This window comes from Actinotalea solisilvae (assembly GCF_016464425.1).
In the GTDB taxonomy this organism is placed as follows: Bacteria; Actinomycetota; Actinomycetes; order Actinomycetales; family Cellulomonadaceae; genus Actinotalea; species Actinotalea solisilvae.
This window is the reverse complement of record NZ_JADDKQ010000001.1, coordinates 417,668-437,188: the sequence shown is the minus strand read 5'-3', so window position 1 is coordinate 437,188 and position 19,521 is coordinate 417,668. Positions and strand designations below refer to the sequence as shown.

Annotated in this window: 17 protein-coding genes; 13 read left to right on the top strand and 4 right to left on the bottom strand. The window is 75.2% G+C overall.

Annotated elements, in window-relative coordinates:
• Positions 1-54 precede the first annotated feature (54 nt).
• From gltB to pyk, 3 genes are all read left to right on the top strand, one after another.
• Positions 55-4,617: a glutamate synthase large subunit gene (gltB, locus tag JIG38_RS01925; RefSeq protein ID WP_199421783.1), complete on the top strand. Its 4,563-nt coding sequence runs from the start codon at positions 55-57 to the stop codon at positions 4,615-4,617.
• Positions 4,610-6,091: a glutamate synthase subunit beta gene (locus JIG38_RS01920; RefSeq protein WP_199421782.1), complete on the top strand. Its 1,482-nt coding sequence runs from the start codon at positions 4,610-4,612 to the stop codon at positions 6,089-6,091. Before gltB ends, JIG38_RS01920 begins: the two co-directional genes overlap by 8 nt.
• Before the next feature lie 118 nt (positions 6,092-6,209).
• Positions 6,210-7,637 (top strand): pyruvate kinase, encoded by a 1,428-nt coding sequence (gene pyk, locus JIG38_RS01915; protein WP_199421781.1) that lies wholly within the window; start codon positions 6,210-6,212, stop codon positions 7,635-7,637.
• A gap of 125 nt (positions 7,638-7,762) precedes the next feature.
• Here pyk and JIG38_RS01910 read toward each other — a convergent pair whose 3' ends face one another.
• Positions 7,763-8,788 carry a hypothetical protein gene (locus JIG38_RS01910; protein WP_199421780.1) on the bottom strand — a complete coding sequence of 342 codons (1,026 nt, stop codon included), beginning with the start codon at positions 8,786-8,788 and terminating at the stop codon, positions 7,763-7,765.
• A gap of 224 nt (positions 8,789-9,012) precedes the next feature.
• Between JIG38_RS01910 and JIG38_RS01905 the strand changes: the two genes are divergently transcribed.
• The 7 genes from JIG38_RS01905 to JIG38_RS01875 all read left to right on the top strand — a co-directional run bounded on the left by JIG38_RS01905 (position 9,013) and on the right by JIG38_RS01875 (position 14,547).
• A complete protein-coding gene (locus JIG38_RS01905) occupies positions 9,013-9,954 on the top strand; it encodes a hypothetical protein (protein WP_199421779.1) in 942 nt (313 codons plus the stop codon).
• Between the two features lie 17 nt (positions 9,955-9,971).
• On the top strand, positions 9,972-10,397 hold the full coding sequence (locus JIG38_RS01900) for a phage holin family protein (protein WP_233404308.1): 426 nt from the start codon (positions 9,972-9,974) through the stop codon (positions 10,395-10,397).
• A complete protein-coding gene (locus tag JIG38_RS01895) occupies positions 10,394-11,155 on the top strand; it encodes a DUF3618 domain-containing protein (RefSeq protein WP_199421778.1) in 762 nt (253 codons plus the stop codon). The genes JIG38_RS01900 and JIG38_RS01895 overlap by 4 nt, the downstream gene beginning before the upstream one ends.
• 157 nt (positions 11,156-11,312) lie before the next feature.
• The gene (locus tag JIG38_RS01890) at positions 11,313-12,071 is read left to right on the top strand and encodes a LamB/YcsF family protein (RefSeq protein WP_199421777.1); all 759 of its coding nucleotides are present in this window, start codon (positions 11,313-11,315) and stop codon (positions 12,069-12,071) included.
• Entirely contained in the window at positions 12,068-13,771 is a 1,704-nt protein-coding gene (locus JIG38_RS01885; protein ID WP_307844446.1) for a 5-oxoprolinase subunit B/C family protein, read from the top strand. The genes JIG38_RS01890 and JIG38_RS01885 overlap by 4 nt, the downstream gene beginning before the upstream one ends.
• On the top strand, positions 13,768-14,037 hold the full coding sequence (locus JIG38_RS01880; RefSeq protein ID WP_199421776.1) for a hypothetical protein: 270 nt from the start codon (positions 13,768-13,770) through the stop codon (positions 14,035-14,037). The genes JIG38_RS01885 and JIG38_RS01880 overlap by 4 nt, the downstream gene beginning before the upstream one ends.
• 3 nt (positions 14,038-14,040) lie before the next feature.
• The gene (locus JIG38_RS01875) at positions 14,041-14,547 is read left to right on the top strand and encodes a metallophosphoesterase family protein (RefSeq protein WP_199421775.1); all 507 of its coding nucleotides are present in this window, start codon (positions 14,041-14,043) and stop codon (positions 14,545-14,547) included.
• A 16-nt stretch (positions 14,548-14,563) separates the two neighbouring features.
• Here JIG38_RS01875 and JIG38_RS01870 read toward each other — a convergent pair whose 3' ends face one another.
• The gene (locus tag JIG38_RS01870; protein ID WP_199421774.1) at positions 14,564-15,772 is read right to left on the bottom strand and encodes a TerC family protein; all 1,209 of its coding nucleotides are present in this window, start codon (positions 15,770-15,772) and stop codon (positions 14,564-14,566) included.
• A gap of 172 nt (positions 15,773-15,944) precedes the next feature.
• On the opposite strand from JIG38_RS01870, the gene JIG38_RS01865 reads away from it, so the two are divergent.
• Positions 15,945-16,325: a TraR/DksA family transcriptional regulator gene (locus JIG38_RS01865; RefSeq protein WP_199421773.1), complete on the top strand. Its 381-nt coding sequence runs from the start codon at positions 15,945-15,947 to the stop codon at positions 16,323-16,325.
• 222 nt (positions 16,326-16,547) lie between these two features.
• On the opposite strand, the gene JIG38_RS01860 is transcribed toward JIG38_RS01865, so the two are convergent.
• Positions 16,548-17,336, bottom strand: a complete 789-nt coding sequence (locus JIG38_RS01860; protein ID WP_307844445.1) for an MBL fold metallo-hydrolase — start codon at positions 17,334-17,336, stop codon at positions 16,548-16,550.
• Positions 17,337-17,416: 80 nt separating this feature from the next.
• On the opposite strand from JIG38_RS01860, the gene JIG38_RS19860 reads away from it, so the two are divergent.
• Entirely contained in the window at positions 17,417-17,971 is a 555-nt protein-coding gene (locus JIG38_RS19860; RefSeq protein ID WP_199421772.1) for a GNAT family N-acetyltransferase, read from the top strand.
• On the opposite strand, the gene JIG38_RS01850 is transcribed toward JIG38_RS19860, so the two are convergent.
• Entirely contained in the window at positions 17,968-18,726 is a 759-nt protein-coding gene (locus JIG38_RS01850) for a DeoR/GlpR family DNA-binding transcription regulator (RefSeq protein WP_199421771.1), read from the bottom strand. The two genes, JIG38_RS19860 and JIG38_RS01850, sit on opposite strands and share 4 nt — an antisense overlap.
• A gap of 61 nt (positions 18,727-18,787) precedes the next feature.
• Between JIG38_RS01850 and JIG38_RS01845 the strand changes: the two genes are divergently transcribed.
• Positions 18,788-19,516: an NUDIX domain-containing protein gene (locus JIG38_RS01845; protein ID WP_199421770.1), complete on the top strand. Its 729-nt coding sequence runs from the start codon at positions 18,788-18,790 to the stop codon at positions 19,514-19,516.
• Positions 19,517-19,521 lie beyond the last annotated feature (5 nt).

The following is a 19,521-nucleotide window of genomic DNA, read 5'->3' as shown; positions in this document are numbered from 1 at the left end:
CCCCATGATCCCGAACCCGGTCTCTCGAGGCCGGGTCCAGCGAGGACGGTGCACATGAGCCGGGCGCTCCACCACACCGCGGCACCCCAGGCGGCGGGCCTGTACGACCCGACGGCCGAGCACGACGCGTGCGGGGTCGCGTTCGTCGCGACGCTCCGTGGCACGCCCGGTCGCGACATCGTGGACGCCGCGCTCACCGCGCTGCTCAACCTCGACCACCGCGGCGCCGTCGGCGCCGAGACGGACAGCGGCGACGGCGCGGGCATCCTCACGCAGATCCCCGACGCCTTCCTGCGCGACGTGGTCGACGCCGAGCTCCCGGCCCCCGGCCGCTACGCGATCGGCATGGCGTTCCTGCCGACCGACCAGGACGCGCAGCACCACGCCGTCGAGGGCATCGAGAAGCTCGTCGTCGACGAGGGCCTCGAGCTGCTCGCGTGGCGCGACGTCCCCGTGACCGCGGGCCTCGTGGGGCCGACGGCGCGCGCGAGCATGCCCGTGTTCCGCCAGCTCGTCGTCGCCGACCCGGCGCGCGCGCTCGCCGGCCTCGAGCTCGACCGGCGCACGTACCGGGTGCGCAAGCGCGCCGAGCACGAGCTGGGCGTCTACTTCGCGTCGCTCTCGGCCCGCACCCTGACCTACAAGGGCATGCTCACGACGGCGCAGCTCGAGCCCTTCTTCCCGGACCTGTCCGACCCCCGCTACGCGTCCGAGCTCGCGCTCGTGCACTCGCGCTTCTCGACGAACACCTTCCCGTCGTGGCCGCTCGCCCAGCCGTTCCGCCTGCTCGCGCACAACGGCGAGATCAACACGGTCCGTGGCAACCGCAACTGGATCGCCGCGCGCCAGTCGACCCTCGCGAGCGACGCGCTCGGCGACCTCGGCCCGCTGCTCCCCGTGTGCAGCCCCGGCAGCAGCGACTCGGGCACGTTCGACGAGGTGCTCGAGCTGCTGCACCTCGCGGGCCGCAGCCTGCCGCACGCGGTGCTCATGATGGTCCCGGAGGCGTGGGAGAACCACACCGAGATGGACCCGGACCGGCGCGCGTTCTACGAGTACCACGCGAACCTCATGGAGCCGTGGGACGGCCCCGCCGCGCTCACCTTCACGGACGGCACCCTCATCGGCGCCGTGCTGGACCGCAACGGCCTGCGGCCCGGGCGCTACTGGATCACCGACGACGGCCTCGTCGTGCTCGCGAGCGAGACCGGCGTGCTCGACCTCGACCCGGCGACGATCGTGCACAAGGGCCGCCTCGAGCCCGGCCGCATGTTCCTCGTCGACACGGGCGCGGGCCGCGTCATCGCGGACGACGAGATCAAGGCGCAGCTCGCCGCGCAGCGCCCCTACGCGCAGTGGGTCGCCGACCACTCGGTGTTCCTCGACCAGCTGCCCGAGCGTGAGCACGTCCAGCACAGCCCCGCGTCGGTGCGCCGTCGCCAGCGGGCGTTCGGGTACACCGAGGAGGAGCTCAAGATCCTCCTCGCGCCCATGGCCGCGACGGGCGGCGAGCCGCTCGGCGCGATGGGCTCGGACACGCCGATCGCGGTGCTGTCGGCGCGTCCGCGCCTGCTCTTCGACTACTTCACGCAGATGTTCGCGCAGGTCACCAACCCGCCGCTCGACGCGATCCGCGAGGAGCTCGTGACCTCGATCGGCGGCGCGATCGGCCCCGAGCCGAACCTGCTCGCCGACGTGCCCGAGCACGCGCGCAAGCTCGTCCTGCCCTTCCCGGTGCTCGACAACGACCAGCTCGCCAAGATCGTCCGGATCGACCGCGACCCCACGGTGGGCGGGGTCTTCCGGTCGACCACCGTGCGCGGCCTGTTCAAGGTCGCGGGCGGCGAGGAGGCCCTCGCGGCACGGCTCGAGGAGATCTTCGAGCAGGTCGACCGCGCGGTCGAGGACGGCGTGAGCTTCATCGTGCTCTCGGACCGCCACTCGGACGCGGACAACGCCCCGATCCCGTCCCTGCTGCTCTCGAGCGCGGTGCACCACCACCTCCTGCGCCGCCACACGCGGACCCGCGTGAGCCTCGTCGTCGAGGCGGGCGACGTGCGCGAGGTGCACCACGTCGCGCTGCTCATCGGCTTCGGCGCCGCTGCGGTGAACCCGTACCTCGCCATGGAGTCGGTCGAGGACCTCGCGCGCGACGGCTCGCTCGGTGCCGTCTCGCCCGACAAGGCGGTCGCCAACCTCATCAAGGCGCTCGGCAAGGGCGTGCTCAAGGTCATGAGCAAGATGGGCATCTCGACGATCGCGTCCTACCGCGGCGCGCAGGTGTTCGAGGCGCTCGGCCTCTCGCAGGACGTCGTCGACCGCTACTTCGCGGGCACGACCAGCCGGCTCGGCGGCGTCGGTCTCGACGTCATCGCGGCCGAGGTCCGCGCGCGGCACGCCGACGCGTACCCCGCGAGCGGCAACCCGCAGGCGCACCGCCGGCTCGAGGTCGGCGGCGAGTACCAGTGGCGCCGCGACGGCGAGGTGCACCTCTTCGACCCCGAGACGGTGTTCCGCCTCCAGCACTCGACCCGCACGCGCCAGCTCGACGTGTTCCGCCAGTACACGCGTCGCGTCGACGACCAGGCGAACCGCCTGGCGACGCTGCGCGGCCTGCTCACCTTCGCCGAGGGCGTGCGGCCGCCGGTCCCGCTCGAGGAGGTCGAGCCGGTCAGCGAGATCGTCAAGCGGTTCAACACGGGAGCGATGTCCTACGGCTCGATCTCGGCCGAGGCGCACGAGACGCTCGCGGTCGCGATGAACCGGCTCGGCGGGCGGTCCAACACCGGCGAGGGCGGCGAGGACCCGGCGCGCCTGCGCGACCCCGAGCGGCGCAGCGCGATCAAGCAGATCGCGTCGGGCCGGTTCGGCGTCACCGCCGACTACCTCACGAACGCCGACGACCTGCAGATCAAGATGGCGCAGGGCGCCAAGCCCGGCGAGGGCGGCCAGCTCCCCGGCAACAAGGTGTACCCGTGGATCGCGGCCACCCGGCACTCGACGCCGGGCGTCGGCCTCATCTCGCCGCCGCCGCACCACGACATCTACTCGATCGAGGACCTCGCCCAGCTCATCCACGACCTCAAGAACGCCAACCCGGCGGCGCGCGTGCACGTCAAGCTCGTGTCGGAGTTCGGCGTGGGCACGGTCGCGGCGGGCGTCGCCAAGGCGCACGCGGACGTCGTCCTCGTCTCGGGGCACGACGGCGGCACGGGCGCGAGCCCGCTGACGTCGCTCAAGCACGCGGGCACGCCGTGGGAGATCGGCCTCGCCGAGGCCCAGCAGACCCTCGTGCTCAACAACCTGCGCGACCGCGTCGTCGTGCAGGTGGACGGGCAGATGAAGACCGGCCGCGACGTCGTCGTGGGCGCGCTCCTCGGGGCCGAGGAGTTCGGCTTCGCGACGGCGCCCCTCGTCGTGAGCGGCTGCATCATGATGCGGGTCTGCCACCTCGACACGTGCCCGGTGGGCGTCGCGACCCAGAACCCCGAGCTGCGCGCGCGCTTCACCGGCAAGCCCGAGTTCGTCGAGACGTTCTTCGAGTTCATCGCCACCGAGGTGCGCGAGTACCTCGCGGCACTCGGCTACCGCTCGATCGACGAGGCCGTGGGGCACGTCGAGTCGCTCGACACCCGCGCGGCCGTCGACCACTGGAAGGCCTCGGGCCTCGACCTGGCGCCCGTGCTCGCGCGGCCCGAGCCCGTGCCGGGATCGTCGCTGCGCAACACGGCGGTCCAGGACCACGGCCTGCACAAGGCCCTCGACAACCAGCTCGTCGCGCTCGCGGCCGACGCGCTCGAGCGTGCCGAGCCCGTGCGGATCGCGCTGCCCGTGCGGAACGTCAACCGCACCGTCGGCACGATGCTGGGCCACGAGGTGACCAAGCGCTACGGCGGCGACGGCCTCGCGGACGGCACGATCGACGTCACCCTCACGGGCTCGGCCGGCCAGTCGCTCGGCGCGTTCCTGCCGCGCGGCGTGACCCTGCGCCTCTTCGGCGACGCGAACGACTACGTCGGCAAGGGCCTGTCGGGCGGGCGGATCCTCGTCCGGCCCGACCACGCGGCCGTCCTGTCGGGGGACCGCGACGTCATCGCGGGCAACGTCATCGGCTACGGGGCGACGAGCGGGCAGATCTTCCTGCGCGGCGTCGTCGGCGAGCGGTTCGCGGTCCGCAACTCCGGCGCGACGCTCGTCGTGCAGGGCGTCGGCGACCACGCGTGCGAGTACATGACGGGCGGCACCGTGCTCGTGCTGGGCCGCACCGGGCGCAACTTCGGCGCCGGCATGTCCGGGGGCCGCGCCTACGTGCTCGACCTGCGCCGCGAGGCGGTCAACGGCCCGGCGCTCGCGAACGGCGAGCTCTCCCTCTCGCCGCTCGACGAGCAGGACGCCGTCGTCGTCGAAGGGCTGCTGCGCACGCACCACGAGGAGACCGGCTCGCCGCGCGCGGCCGAGCTCCTCGCCGACCTGCCCGCATCCCTCACGCGCTTCACCAAGGTGCTGCCGACCGAGTACGAGCGCATGCTCGCGAGCCTCGCCGCCGCCGAGGAGCAGGGTCTCGACCCTGCGGCCCCCGGCGTGTGGGACCAGATCCTGGAGGTGTCCCGTGGCTGACCCCCGCGGCTTCCTGAAGGTGCGGGAGCGCGAGCTCCCGCCCAGCCGTCCCGTGCCCGTCCGGCTCATGGACTGGCGCGAGGTCGTCGAGCACCGCACGGCCGCCGAGCACGCGGAGCACGCCGCGATGCTGCACACCCAGGCCGGGCGCTGCATGGACTGCGGCATCCCGTTCTGCCACCAGGGCTGCCCGCTCGGGAACCTCATCCCGGACTGGAACGACCTGGTCTGGAAGGACCAGTGGGCCGAGGCGAGCGACCGCCTGCACCAGACGAACAACTTCCCGGAGTTCACGGGCCGCATCTGCCCGGCGCCGTGCGAGTCGTCCTGCGTGCTCGGCATCAGCCAGCCGCCCGTGACGATCAAGAACATCGAGGTGTCGATCGCCGACGAGGCGTTCGCGCGCGGGTACGTCACGCCCCAGGTGCCGCACTTCCTCACCGGCAGCACGGTCGCGGTCGTCGGCTCGGGGCCGGCCGGCCTCGCCGCGGCGCAGCAGCTCACGCGCGCGGGTCACACCGTCGCGGTGTTCGAGCGGGACGCGCGCATCGGCGGCCTGCTCCGCTACGGCGTGCCGGACTTCAAGCTCGAGAAGGAGCTCATCGACCGCCGCGTGGCCCAGATGGAGGCCGAGGGCACCCGCTTCCGCCCGGGCGTCGAGATCGGCACGGACATCACCTGGACCGAGCTGCGCACGCGCTACGACGCGGTGCTCGTCGCCACGGGCGCGCCCGTGCCGCGCGCGCTGCCCGTGCCGGGCGCGGACCTCGTGGGCGTGCACCCGGCCATGGAGTACCTGCACCAGCAGAACGACGTCGTCGCCGGCGTCGAGGTGCCGGACCAGGTCCTGGCCACCGGCAAGCACGTCGTCATCATCGGCGGCGGCGACACGGGCTCCGACTGCCTGGGCACCGCCCTGCGCCAGGGCGCCGCGTCGGTCACGACGCTCGCGATCGGCCTGCAGCCGCCGACGGACCGGCCCGAGAACCAGCCGTGGCCCACGGACCCGCTGCTGTTCGAGGTGTCGACCTCGCACGAGGAGGGCGGCGAGCGCTCGTACCTCGCGTCGACGGTCGCGCTCGTCGGCGACGAGTCCGGCCACGTCACGGCGCTGCGGGTCGCGACGACCGAGTACCTGCCCGACGGGCGGCGCGTGCCCACGCCGGGGACCGAGCGGGACATCCCGGCGGACCTCGTGCTCATCGCCATGGGCTTCACCGGCCCCGAGACCGCCGCGCTGGTCGAGCAGACGGGCGCCGACGTCACGGGCCGCGGGGCGATCGCGCGCGGCGAGGACTACGCCACGTCGGTGCCCGGCGTGTTCGTCGCGGGTGACGCGGGCCGAGGGCAGTCGCTCATCGTGTGGGCGATCGCCGAGGGCCGTGCGGCCGCGGCCGAGGTGGACGCCTACCTGCGCGGCAGCACCGAGCTGCCCGCCCCGGTGCGGCCGAGCGACCGGGCGATGCGCCCCTGAGACGGGCCGTGCGGGAGCACGGCTGGACCACGCCCCGTCCGCGGGGCGCACATGATGGCGCCTCCGGGCGCCCCTCCGGGGCCTCAAGGTCCCGGTACCGAGGACATAGGCTGGAGACATGCGTAGAGCCAAGATCGTCTGCACCATCGGCCCCGCGACCGAGTCGCCCGAGCAGATCCAGGCGCTCGTCGACGCCGGCATGGACGTGGCGCGGATCAACCGCAGCCACGGCGACGCGTCGGAGCACGAGGCCGTCATCAACCGGGTGCGCGCCGCCGCGAAGGCCTCGGGCCGCGCGGTCGCCGTCCTCGTGGACCTGCAGGGACCGAAGATCCGCCTGGGGCGCTTCACCGAGGGCAAGCACGACCTCGCCGACGGCGACGTCTTCACCATCACGACCGACGACGTGCCCGGCACCAAGGAGCGCGTCTCGACGACGTACAAGGGCCTCCCGGGCGACGCGAAGGTCGGCGACCGGATCCTCATCGACGACGGCCGCGTCGCGGTGCGCATCACCGACGTGACCGCGACCGACGTCGTGACCAGCGTCGAGGTCGGCGGCCCCGTCTCCAACAACAAGGGCCTCAACCTCCCGGGCGTCGCCGTGAGCGTCCCCGCGATGTCCGACAAGGACGAGGAGGACCTGCGCTGGGCGCTGCGCCTGGGCGCGGACCTCATCGCGCTGTCCTTCGTGCGCAGCGCGGCGGACTACGAGGACGTCGCGCGGATCATGACGGAGGAGGGCCGCACGGTCCCCGTCATCGCCAAGGTCGAGAAGCCCCAGGCGGTCGACAACCTCGTCGAGATCGTGGACGCGTTCGACGGCATCATGGTCGCCCGCGGCGACCTCGGCGTCGAGCTGCCGCTCGAGCAGGTCCCGATCGTCCAGAAGCGGGCCATCGAGCTCGCGCGCCGGTCGGCCAAGCCGGTCATCGTCGCCACGCAGGTGCTCGAGTCGATGATCTCGGCGCCGCGTCCGACGCGCGCCGAGGCGTCCGACTGCGCCAACGCGGTGCTCGACGGCGCGGACGCCGTCATGCTCTCGGGCGAGACCAGCGTGGGCGAGTACCCGATCGAGGCCGTGCGCACCATGGCGCGGATCATCGAGAACACCGAGGAGCACGGCCGGGAGCGCATCGCGCCCCTCGGCTGGAGCCCCAAGACGCGCGGTGGCGCCATCACGCGCGCGGCGGCGGAGGTCGGCGAGACCCTCGGCGTCAAGTACCTCGTGACGTTCACCCAGAGCGGCGACTCGGCCCGGCGCGTCTCGCGCCTGCGCTCGGCCATCCCGATGCTCGCGTTCACGCCGGACGTCGCGGTGCGCAACCAGCTCGCGCTGAGCTGGGGCGTGCAGACGTACGAGGTGCCGACGGTCGCGCACACGGACGCCATGGTCGCGCAGGTGGACCAGACGCTGCGCGCGAACGGCCTCGCGGAGGACGGCGACCTCGTCGTCATCGTGTTCGGCGGCCCGGTGGGCGTGCCCGGCACGACCAACTCGCTGCTCGTCCACAAGATCGGCACCGAGGTCAACGCGTCGCGCTGACGCCCCGACGCACGACGACGCCCCGGGCGGCCCCCCCCCCCCCGGCCCCGGGGGGGGGGGGGGGCGTGGTCCGGGTCGGGCCGCGGCCGCGGCCGCGTCGCGCGGAGCCGCAGGGACGCGGCGGCTCACCAGCCGCAGGCGGCCGCCACGTAGTCGTGCACCAGGCCCTCGTCCACACCGACGTGGACGACGTGCTGCGGGACCCCGCCGACCGTCGCGTGCAGGCCGAGGAACGTGCCGCGCTTGTCCTCCGCGACCGCGTGCGGGTCGCACCGGTTCGCGCGGGCGGGCAGCAGGACGGTCACGGGCCCGGTGAGGGGGGCGGCGAGCTCGGACGGCGCCCAGGCGTCGGCCGGGACGCCCGCGACCACGGGGCCCAGCAGGATCGTGCCGTCGACGGACGTCACGCCGGCCGCGGGACCGCCGGCCACGGGCGTCACCGTGAGCCGCAGCACGGCGAGCAGACCCCCGGGCGTCTGCTCGGTGCTCAGCCCGTCCACGCGCACGTCGAGCGCGGCGCGCACCGTCGCGGCGGCGCAGTCCTCGGCGTGGATCCGCTCGAGGTGCCCCTGCGGGTCGCTCGCGACGAGGGGCTCGGTCCGGGTCGCGGGGGACGCTCGCCCGTCCTCGTCGGCGGCGCCCAGCTCGAGCACGACGGACGCGACGACGGGGACCGCGGCGCCCGGTCCGCAGACGGGCGGACCGAGGGGCACCGAGAAGTCGCGGTGACGGCCGGGCGGGACGTCCCGCCCGCGCCCGGGGTCCGAGACCGCGGTGCCCTCGACCGCCGTCGTCGTGAGCGCGGCGGTGCGCACGGGCACCGGGGCGTCCCCGCCGTTGACGACGCGGACCTGGACCACGCGGCCCGCCCACGACGCCCGGCCCTGGCGGATCTCGACGTGCAGGGCGTCGGCGTCGACCGCGTCGGGGCCTGCGCCCGCGTCCTCGTCCTCGTCGGCGCCGGAGGACGCCTCCGGGCCCGGCGACGACGGCGCCCCGGGACCCGCGACCCCGCACCCGACCAGCGTCGCGACCAGGGCCGCGACGATCGCGAGCGGTGCTGCGCCACCCCGGCGGGGTGGTCGCGGGACGCGCTCGCGCGCCGTCGCCGCCGGGCATTGTCGCAGGCCACGGGCCGGAGCGCGCGTCACGGGCCGGTCCCACCCCCCGTCACTCGTTCAGGTGGCGGACCCCGCAGGACCCGCTTAGCGTCGCAGACAACGGACTGCACCCGGACGAGGTTTGTCAAGGGGGCAGACCAGGGCGAACGGGGACACCCGACGGCCCGCAGGGCATGCAGGCCAGAACCCGGGACGGACGGCGCGGACCGACCAGGACGCGTGCGCGACCGACCGAGGAACGGATGGAGGACGACATGACGTACGACTACTCGACAGGCTCCTCGTCGACGTCCGAGGGCACGTCGACCGCGCAGACCGCGCGGGACGAGGCCTCGAACGTCGCGCACAGCGCCGCCGAGAGCGGCAAGAACCTCGCCGGTGAGGCCGGGGCGCAGGCGAAGACCGTCGCGGCCGAGGCGGGCCGTCAGGCCAAGGACCTCCTCGAGCTGGGGCGCACGCAGCTCTCCTCGACGGCGGGCGACCAGCAGCAGCGCCTCGCGGGCGGGCTCCGCACGTTCAGCAGCGACCTCAGCCAGATGGCCGACGGCGCCGAGAGCAGCCTCGCGTCCGGGATCGCCCGGACCGTCGCCGACCAGACGAGCAGCGTCGCGTCGTGGTTCGAGAACCGGCAGCCCGCCGACATCCTCGACGAGGTCAAGCAGTTCGCGCGCCGCAACCCCGGCACCTTCCTGCTCATCGCCGCGGGCGCGGGCCTCCTCGCCGGGCGGCTGACGCGCGGGGTGCGCGACGCGTCGAGCGACACCTCGACGTCCGGCACGACGGGCTACTCGACGTCGACCGCGACCGCGGGCTCGTACGGCCTCGCCGACACGACGCCGACGCAGTCCTACGGCACGGGCTACGGCCAGACCACGGGCTCGTACGGCACGGCCGCCACGGCGGGCGTGGCGACGGGCGCCTCCTACGGCGCCTCGGGCACCGGCTACGAGACGCCCCCGCCGCCGCCGGCCCCGGAGTACCCGACGTCGCAGGAGTACGGCACGACGGGCACCTACGGCACGCCCGCCTCGGGCACCGGCGCCTACGGCGACGCGGGCGCGACCTACGGCGAGGGCACGGGCACCGGGTACACGACCGGGACGTCGTCCCTCGACGACCCGGACGGCGGCACCGCGTCCGGTGACCCGCTCGCCGGCGTCGAGTCCGAGGAGCGGTGGACCGAGGAGAACCGGTGAGCGGCTCCACGGACCCCCTGGCGACGGGCGCACCGGGCGCCACGACCTCGTCGCCGGCCGACTCGTCGCTCGGCGAGCTGATCGGCAACGTGACGCGCGACCTGTCGACGCTCATGCGTCAGGAGGTCGCCCTCGCGAAGGCCGAGCTCGCCGACTCGGCGAAGAAGGCGGGCAAGGGCAGCGGGATGCTCGCCGGGGCCGGCGTCGCCGGTCACTTCATCCTGCTGTTCCTGTCGATCGCCCTGTGGTGGGGCCTCGGCGACCTCATGGACAACAACACCATCTCCGCCATCGTCGTCGCCCTGCTGTGGGCGGTCGTGGCGGCCGTCCTGGCCCTCAAGGGCCGCGACGAGCTCAAGCAGGTCCAGGGCGTCCCGCAGACGCAGGAGACCGTCGCCGAGATCCCGAACGCCCTCAAGGGCCACGAGGAGGAGAACCGATGAGCAGCAGCGACCCGGACGAGATCCGCGCCGAGATCGAGCGCACGCGTGCCGAGCTGAGCTCGGACGTCAACGCCCTCGAGGAGAAGATCAGCCCCAGCCAGATCGCCCACCGCAAGGTCGAGGCGGTCAAGGACAAGGCCAGCACTCTGAAGGACAAGGTGATGGGTGTGTCGGACAGCGCGAAGGAGCACGTGCAGGGCACGGCGCACGGGGTGGGCGGGGGCGTCTCGCACGCCGCCCACGGCGTGGGCGACTCGGTCTCGGGCGCCGCGAGCAGCGTCGGCCACGGCGTCTCGGACGCCGCCTCGAGCGTCGCGTCGACGGCGAGCTCGCTCGCGTCGAGCGCGGGCAGCGCGGTGCGGAGCGTGCCGGGCACGGTCCAGCGCCAGGCCGAGGGCAACCCGCTCGCCGCCGGGCTCGTGGCCTTCGGCCTCGGGTGGCTCGTGGGCTCGCTGATCCCGGCGAGCCAGCGGGAGCAGCAGGTCGCCGGCAAGGTCAAGGAGCAGGCGTCCTCGGTGGTCGAGGAGGCGAAGTCGGTCGCGCAGTCGGCGGCCGCCGAGCTCAAGGAGCCCGCGCAGCAGGCCGCGCAGTCCGTCAAGGACGCGGCGGCCGGCGCGGCTCAGACGCTCAAGGACGAGGCCGGCTCGGCTGCGCAGGACCTCAAGGGCCAGGCGCAGGACGCGAAGGACACCGTCCAGGGGTCGCGCCAGGACGACACGTCCGGCACGACGTCGGGCTACCAGTCGCCGTCGTACTGACCCCGGTGACGCCCTGACGACCGGCCGGAGCCCGCGCGAGCGGACCCGGCCCGCACGACCCGAGCCCCGGGCGGCCCTGCCGCCCGGGGCTCGCGCGTGCCCGCCCGCCCGGGCGGGCGGGCCTGCTCTCGGTGCGGGCGGGCAGTAGCGTCGGGGCGTGGCCATCGACCTCAACTGCGACCTCGGCGAGTCCTTCGGCGTGTGGCCGATGGGCGACGACGCCGGCCTCCTCGCGCTGGTGTCGAGCGCGAACGTGGCGTGCGGCTTCCACGCGGGTGATCCGTCGACCATGCGCCGGACGTGCTCCACCGCCGCGGCGCGCGGTGTCGCCGTCGGCGCCCACGTGGGCTACCGCGACCTCGCCGGGTTCGGGCGCCGGTTCCTCGACGTCGACCCCGACGAGCTCGCCGACGAGGTCGTCTACCAGGTGGGCGCGCTCGCGGCGGTCGCGCGGGTCGCCGGGACGGCCGTGCGCTACGTCAAGCCCCACGGCGCCCTGTACACCGCGGTCACGCACCACGAGGCGCAGGCGGCCGCGGTCGTCGCGGCCGTGCGCGACGTCGACCCGGGCCTCCCGCTCGTCGTCCTGCCAGGATCGGTCGTCGAGCGCGTCGCGCGCGGGGCGGGCCTGCGGACCGTCGCGGAGGCCTTCGTCGACCGCGGCTACCGCGCGGACGGCTCGCTCGTGCCCCGCAGCGAGCCCGGCGCGCTGGTCACCGACCCGGTCCGGGCCGCGGAGCGCGCGGTCCGGCTCGCGACGGAGGGCACGGTCGAGGCCGTCGACGGGTCCCTCGTGCGGCTCGACGTCGAGACGCTGTGCCTGCACGGGGACACGCCGGGTGCGGTGGCCGCGGCGGCGGCCGTGCGCGCCGGCCTCGAGCGCGGCGGCGTGCCGGTCGTCCCGTTCGTCTCGTGACGGCACCCCCGGCGCCGCCCACGGGGCGGGGCGCGCGGCTCGTGCAGGCCATGGGCGACCGGGCGCTCCTCGTCGCGTGCGCCGACCTCGAGGAGGTCCTGGCCCTGGACGCCGCGCTGCGCGCGGCCCCGCTCGCCGGTCAGCGCGACCTCCAGCCGGCCGAGCGCAGCCTGCTGGTGGTCCTCGACGGGCCACGCCGCCTCGCGGCCGCAGCGGCGGCCCTGCGGTCGCTCCGGCCCCCGCCGCGCGCCGCCGCGGGACGGCGCGCGGTGGCCCTGGACGTCGTCTACGACGGGCCGGACGTCGACGACGTCGCCCGGCTCACGGGCCTGAGCCCGGACGCCGTCGTCGCCGCGCACGCGGCGGGGGAGTGGACCGCGGCGTTCGCCGGCTTCGCGCCCGGCTTCGTCTACCTCGTGGGCGACTTCCCGCCCGTCCCGCGGCGGGACAGCCCGCGCACCGCGGTCCCGCCCGGGTCGGTCGCCGTCGGCGGCGCGTACAGCGCGGTCTACCCGCGGCGCAGCCCGGGCGGATGGCACCTCCTGGGGCGCACGGACGCGCTGCTCTGGGACGCCTCGGCGGACGTCCCCGCGCTCGTGCGGCCCGGCGACGTCGTCACCTTCCGCCCGGTGCGCGCCGCCGCGACCGCCTCGGCGCCCGCGCCCGCGCCCACGCCGCGGCCCGCGACGCCGGGCGCCGCGGGGCCCGCGGGGGCCACCGGCCCGCGGCCCGGCGCGACGACGGCGACCCTGACGGTGCTGTCACCCGGTGCCTCGACGGTCGTCGAGGACCTCGGCCGGCCCGGACGGCGCGACCTCGGGGTCGCGCCCGGCGGTGCCGCCGACCGTGCCTCGGCGCGCCTGGCGAACCGGCTCGTCGGGAACGCGCGCGGCGCCGCGGTCCTCGAGACCGTCCTCGGCGGGCTGACGCTCCGCGCCGAGCTCCCGGCCGTCGTCGCGCTCACCGGGGCGGCGCCCGCGCTCGAGGTCGAGCGCGACGGCGTGCTGCGGGAGCGGTCCGCAGGGGCACCGGTCGCGCTCGCCGCCGGGGACGTGGTGCGCGTCGCCGCGCCGCGGACGGGCCTGCGCTCCTACCTCGCCGTGCGCGGCGGCGTCGACGCCGTCCCCGAGCTCGGCAGCCGCTCCCGGGACGTGCTCGCGGGCCTGGGCCCCCCACCCCTGGTCGCCGGGGACGCGGTCGCCGTCGGTGCCGACGTCGCGGGTGCCGTCGGCGAGCAGGAGCCTCAGGCCGCGGTCGTCGCGGCAGACGTCGTCCGCCTCCGCGCGGTTCCCGGTCCGGACCGCGACCTCGTGCGCGACGCGCCGGGTGCGTCGCTCACGGGCCAGGACTGGGTCGTGAGCGACGCCGCGGACCGCGTCGGCGTGCGCCTGCTCGGCGTCCCCCTGACGACCTCCGGGGCGGGGGAGCGGCCGAGCGCGGGCGTCGTCGCGGGCGCGGTCCAGGTGCCGCCCTCGGGCGAGCCCGTCGTCTTCGGCGTGGACCACCCGGTGACCGGCGGCTACCCCGTCGTCGCCGTCGTCGTCGACCCGGACCTCGACCGGCTCGCGCAGCTCCGGCCCGGCGACCGTGTCCGCGTGGTGGTCGACCCTGCGCCCGGTGTGGACAGGCACCCTCGCGCACCGGATGCTGGGGAGGTCCGGTCGAGCACCCGGCCGGCGCGACCGAGAGGAACGCGATGACCAGCCCCACACCCGACCTGGTGGTCTCCGGCGTGCCGTTCCCCGTGCGCGAGGTCGACGGGCGCGCACCCTCGTCGCTCGAGGACTTCCTCGGCGACGCCACCCTCGTGGTCGAGGACCGCTCGGGCCAGCGCTCCGTGACGGGCACCGGCCACCAGGACGGCGACGCCGTCCGCGTCCACGAGAAGGCCGCGGGCACCGGGAAGGACGTGCGGGTGTGGTGCGTCCGGGCGGCCGGGGACGGCTTCACGGCCGAGACCGTCTGACGCGTGGGCGCGCGCGTCCTGCTGCTGGCGGACACGCACGTCCCCGTCCGCGCGAAGGACCTGCCGGAGCCCGTGTGGCGCCTGGTGGACGACGCGGACCTCGTCGTGCACGCCGGCGACTGGGTCGACGTCGCGCTGCTCGACGCGCTCGAGGCGCGCTCGCGCGCCCTGCTCGCCTGCTGGGGCAACAACGACGGCCCGGCGCTCCGCGCGCGGCTGCCCGAGGTCGGCCGCCGCACGGTCGAGGGGCTGCGCCTCGGCGTGGTGCACGAGACCGGCGCGGCAGCGGGGCGCGAGCGCCGGACGGACGCCGCGCACGCCGGCCTCGACGTGCTCGTGTTCGGGCACAGCCACATCCCCTGGGACACGACGACGCCGGGCGGCATGCGGCTGCTCAACCCGGGCTCACCCACCGACCGGCGGCGTCAGCCGTACCGCACCGTCATGATGCTCGACGTCGTGCCGGGCCGGCCCGTGAGCGACCTCGCGGTCGAGGTCGTGCGGCTCTGAGGCCGGCCCGAGGACCCTAGACCGTGCCGACGCCCTGCCCGGTCGCGGGGTGCGCCCGGTGCGCCTCCTTGGCCTCGGCGATGAGCTCCTCGATCTCCGCGAGGGCCTTGGCGACGGACGCGTGGTCGGCCGCGGTCCGGCGCAGCTCGGCCTCCTCGTCGACGAGCTCGGCGAAGATGCGCTCGCGCTCGGCCGGGTCCGCCGTGTACTCGAGGTCGAGGTACTCCGTGGCGTGGCGCTTGGCGGTGTTGAGCGCGTTCTGCGCGCGCCCCGCCGGGCTGAGGACGGACAGCACGATGGTCACGAGGAGGACGCCGATGATGACGCTCAGCGAGAGCGGCGTGCTCACCTCCACGACGTCGACCGGCTCGCCGCCGTTGACGAACGGCAGGTTGTTCTCGTGCATCGCGTGCAGGATCAGCTTGACGCCGATGAAGCCGAGGATGGCCGCGAGGCCGTACGAGAGGTAGATGAGCCGGTCGAGCAGGCCGTCGAGGAGGAAGTACAGCTGGCGCAGGCCCATGAGCGAGAACGCCGTCGCGGTGAACACGATGTACACGTTCTGGGTCAGGCCGAAGATCGCGGGGATCGAGTCGAGCGCGAAGAGGATGTCCGTGCCGCCGATGGCGACCATGACGAGCAGCATCGGGGTGAGCGCGCGGCGCCCGTCCACGCGCGTGAACAGCTTGTCGCCGTCGTAGTGGTCGGTCGTGTGGAACACGCGCCGCGCGAGCCGGATGAACAGGTTGTCGGCCGTGTGCTGGTCGGAGGACTCCGGCTTGAGCAGGTTGCCCGCCGTGATGAGCAGGATGAGGCCGAACGCGTAGAACACCCAGGCGAACGAGTTGATGAGCGCGGCGCCGAGGAGGATGAACCCGGTGCGGGCGATGAGCGAGAACGTGATGCCGAAGAGCAGCACCTTCTGCTGGTCCTCCCGCGGCACGCGGAAGCTCGTCATGATGATGAGGAAGACGAAGAGGTTGTCGACCGAGAGGGCCTTCTCGGTGATGTAGCCCGCGAAGTACTCCTGGCCGGCGGTGTGCCCGCCGAGCAGCCAGACGCCGACGCCGAACAGCAGGGCGATCCCGACGTAGATCGCGGACCAGATGCTCGCCTCGCGCAGCGAGGGGGTGTGGGCCTTGCGCACGTGGAAGACGTAGTCGAACGCCAGGAGCGCGAGGATCCCCACGATCGTGAGGGTCCAGACGAGGGGGGTGACGACCATCGTGCGCGTGTCCTCCGGAGTCGAGCGGTGGGTGGGTCGTGCGGTGACGACGTGGCGGGCGCCCGTGCGCCGGCCTTCCCGGTAACGGCTCGGGTCCTCCGAGGGTTCCCGTGGCCGCGCACGGCGAGGATACCCGCGGCGCGCCCGTGCCCGCCTGGGCGACGATGGGCGCATGGGGACAGACGAGGCGGCCGACCCGCTCGCCAGGGAGGCCGGGGCGCGCGCCGCCGTCGAGCGCGTCCGGGACGACGCCGCCCGCCGGCTGCTCGGGCTCGGCGTCGCGTTCGACGAGGTGGTCGCGGCGTCCGCCTTCTCCAACGCCGACGACGAGCACGACCCGGAGGGGGCGACCATCGCGTTCGAGCGCGCCCAGCTGTCGGCCCTGGCCCGGCAGGCGCGCTCCGACCTCGACGAGGCGGTCGCGGCGCTCCGCCGGCTCGACGACGGGACGTACGGCACGTGCGAGCGGTGCGGGCGGGCGGTGCCCCGGGCGCGGCTCGAGGCGCGTCCCACCGCGCGGCGGTGCGTCGCGTGCGCCGGCGCCCGGGGGTGAAACGCGTCCGTCCGCCCCCGCCGCGCCGCGGTCGGGCAGAAGGTCCCACTCAGGACGCGTGACGCTGGCCGATGGTGGAGAGGTGCCGCCGAACCCTCGGCGGCGATCGAGCGCGAGAGGTCACCGTGAACGAGAGCAGCACCCTGTCCGTCGGCTACGACGAGGACGACCTCCCCCCGTTCTGGGACTGACGAGCGGCCGGCCCGGCGGCTGACGCCGGGCTCAGTGCGCGCCGACGGCGCGGGCCTCGGCGACCGCCTCGGCCGCGCCCCACCGCCACGGCTCGCCGTGCCCCGGGAGCAGGACGGACGCTCCGGTGGCGGCGATGAGATCGAGCGAGGCGAGCGCCTGCGCGCTGTCCGCCGTCGCGGCACCCGCCACGATCTGCGGACCCTCGACACCCGTGTACGGGTCGAGCGTCACGAGCGCGTCGCCGACGAGCACGACGTCGCGCTCGGGCAGGTGCAGCGCGACGTGGCCTGCCGTGTGGCCGGGCGTACGGACCAGCCGGGGCGAGCCCGGGAGGTCGAGCGCTGCGCCGGCGTCGTCGGGGGCGTAGGGCGTGAGGTCCCGCACGCCGGGGACCCGCGGCGCGCCCGCCGCGGCCATCGCGCCGAGGATCCGCAGCGAGCCCGGGTGCCGCACCGGGTACAGGGCGCGGACGTTCTCGTGCGCGTACCGGTACGGGTGCGCGGCGATGAAGAAGTCCGCGGGATCGGCCCAGACGGGGACGCCGAGGCGCCGCCGCGCGACGGCGGCGAACCCCGTGTGGTCGAAGTGCGCGTGCGTGAGTGCGATGCCGGCGACGTCGGAGGGCCGGTGGCCCAGCGACCGCAGCGCCTGGCCCAGCAGCGGCCACATGGCCGGCAGCCCGGCGTCGACGACGAGGACGCGGCCGCCGTCGCCGCGCACGACGTAGAGGTTGACCCAGGCGTGGTCGAGCCGGTGCACGCCGTCCGCGACCTCCGAGAACGCCATGGCGACCTCCCCCTCGTGGTCCTCCACGGTCACCCCGGGTGTCCCGCGCGGCAACCGGGGGAGCGGCGCGGGACGACCCGGCGGGCTGTCGCGGGGCGGTGGTAGAACGACGCGTGACCACCCTCGACCTCCGCCCGGCCCGACCGGACGACGCGGCTGCCCTGGTCGCGCTGCGCGACGCGTGCGCCCGGTGGCAGCTCGCCCGCGGCGTGCGGCAGTGGGTCCCGGGCGAGGTCACGCTCGCGGTCGTCGCGGCGCAGGTCGCCGCCGGTGAGTGGTTCGTCGAGGACCACGAGGACCACGACGATCACGAGGGCCGGCTGGTCGCGGCGATCCGGGTGCTCGACGAGGACCCGCTCGTGTGGCCCGACCGGCTCCCGGCGGGCTACCTGCACGGCTTCATGGTCGACCGGGAGCTCTCCGGCGCCGGTCGCGGGGAGGCGGTCCTGCACTGGGCCGAGGACGAGGTCCGCCGGCGCGGGCACGATGTCGTGCGGCTCGACTGCGTCGCGACCAACGAGGTGCTGCGCGCCTACTACGCGGCGCGCGGGTACGCCGAGCGCGGCGTCGCGGACCGCACGGTCGCCGGCCTCGCGCCGTGCCTGCGGTTCGAGAAGCGCCTCGCCGCGGCACCCGGCGACGGGCCCGCGGCGGACGCCTCCCCCTAGTCCGCCGCGAGGACGCGCACGCCCCGCTCGCGCAGGGCCGCGACGACCGCGTGGTCCGCGCCCGCATCGGTGACGACGCCCGCGACGTCGTCGAGGCCGAGCACGGTGTGCGCGGACGCGGTGCCGAGCTTCTCGTGGCTCGCGAGCACCCACGTCTCCGCCGCGCGGCCGGCGAGCAGCCGCTTCATCGCCGCCTCCTCGACGTCCCCCGTGGTGAGGCCCGCGGTCGGGTGGACGCCGGTCACACCGAGCAGGAACAGGTCGGCCGTGACGCGCGCGGCCGCCTCGGCGGCGACGGCGCCGCACGTGACGACGGAGTGCTTGAAGAGCCTCCCGCCCAGCAGGTGCACGTCCGCGTCCGGGTGCTCGGCGAGCGCCGTCGCGACCGCCGGGCTGTGGGTCACCACGAGCGCCGCGGACGCGCGGGGGAGCGCACGGGCCACGGCGAGCGCGGTCGTCCCGCCGTCGAGCAGCAGCGTGCTGCCGGGCCGGACGAGGCCGACGGCCGCGCGCGCCACGCGCGCCTTGTCCTGCGGACCGATCCCGGCGCGGGTCGCGTGGTCCGCGACGGCGGGGGACACCGGGAGCGCGCCGCCGTACACCCGCTGGCACAGGCCCGCGGCCGCGAGGTCGCGCAGGTCCCGCCGCACGCTGTCCTCGGAGACGCCCAGCTCTGCGGCGAGCTCCTTGGCGACGAGGCGGCCGTCCCGTCGCAGGCGGTCGACGAGGAGGTCGCGTCTGTGCGCTGCGAGCATGAGCAACCCTCGATCCTGCCGAGTGATACCGGAAACTGCACGTTCCGGCTAGCGTAGCGCCATGCACCTCGACCCGACGACGTCTGCTCGCACCGACCCCCGCTGTGACCGCGCCCGCCCCGGCCTCGCGCTGCCGGACGCACGGGGGCGGACCGACCTCGACCGCACCGGCCTCGACCTCGACCGGAACCCCGACGTCCGTGTGCTCGACGTCGAGCTCGTGGCGAGCGCGTGGCACGTGCTGAGGCGCACGACGCTCGAGGTCCGCGGTCGTGACGGGCGCTGGACGACCCAGCACCGCGAGACGTACGACCGCGGTGACGGCGCGACGATCCTGCTGCACGACGTCGCGCGCCGGACCGTGCTGCTCACCCGTCAGCTGCGGTTCCCTGCGTACGTCAACGGCCACCCCGACGGCATGCTCGTCGAGACGGCGGCCGGCCTGCTCGACACCGACGACCCGGAGACCGCCGTCCGGCGGGAGACGGAGGAGGAGCTCGGGGTCACGTTGGGCGAGGTCACCCACGTCATGGACCTGTTCATGAGCCCCGGCTCGGTCACGGAGCGCCTCCACCTCTACGCAGCGCCGTACACGGCCGGGCAGCGGACCTCGTCCGGCGGCGGCCTCGTCGACGAGGGCGAGGACATCGAGGTGCTCGAGCTCGACGTCGACGAGGCCCGCCGCTGGGTCGCGGACGGTCGGATCGCGGACGCGAAGACGGTCGTGCTGCTCCAGTGGGCGGTGCTCGACGGGCCCTTCGCGGGTGCCGGGCGTGACGAGCGCGGCTGACGCGG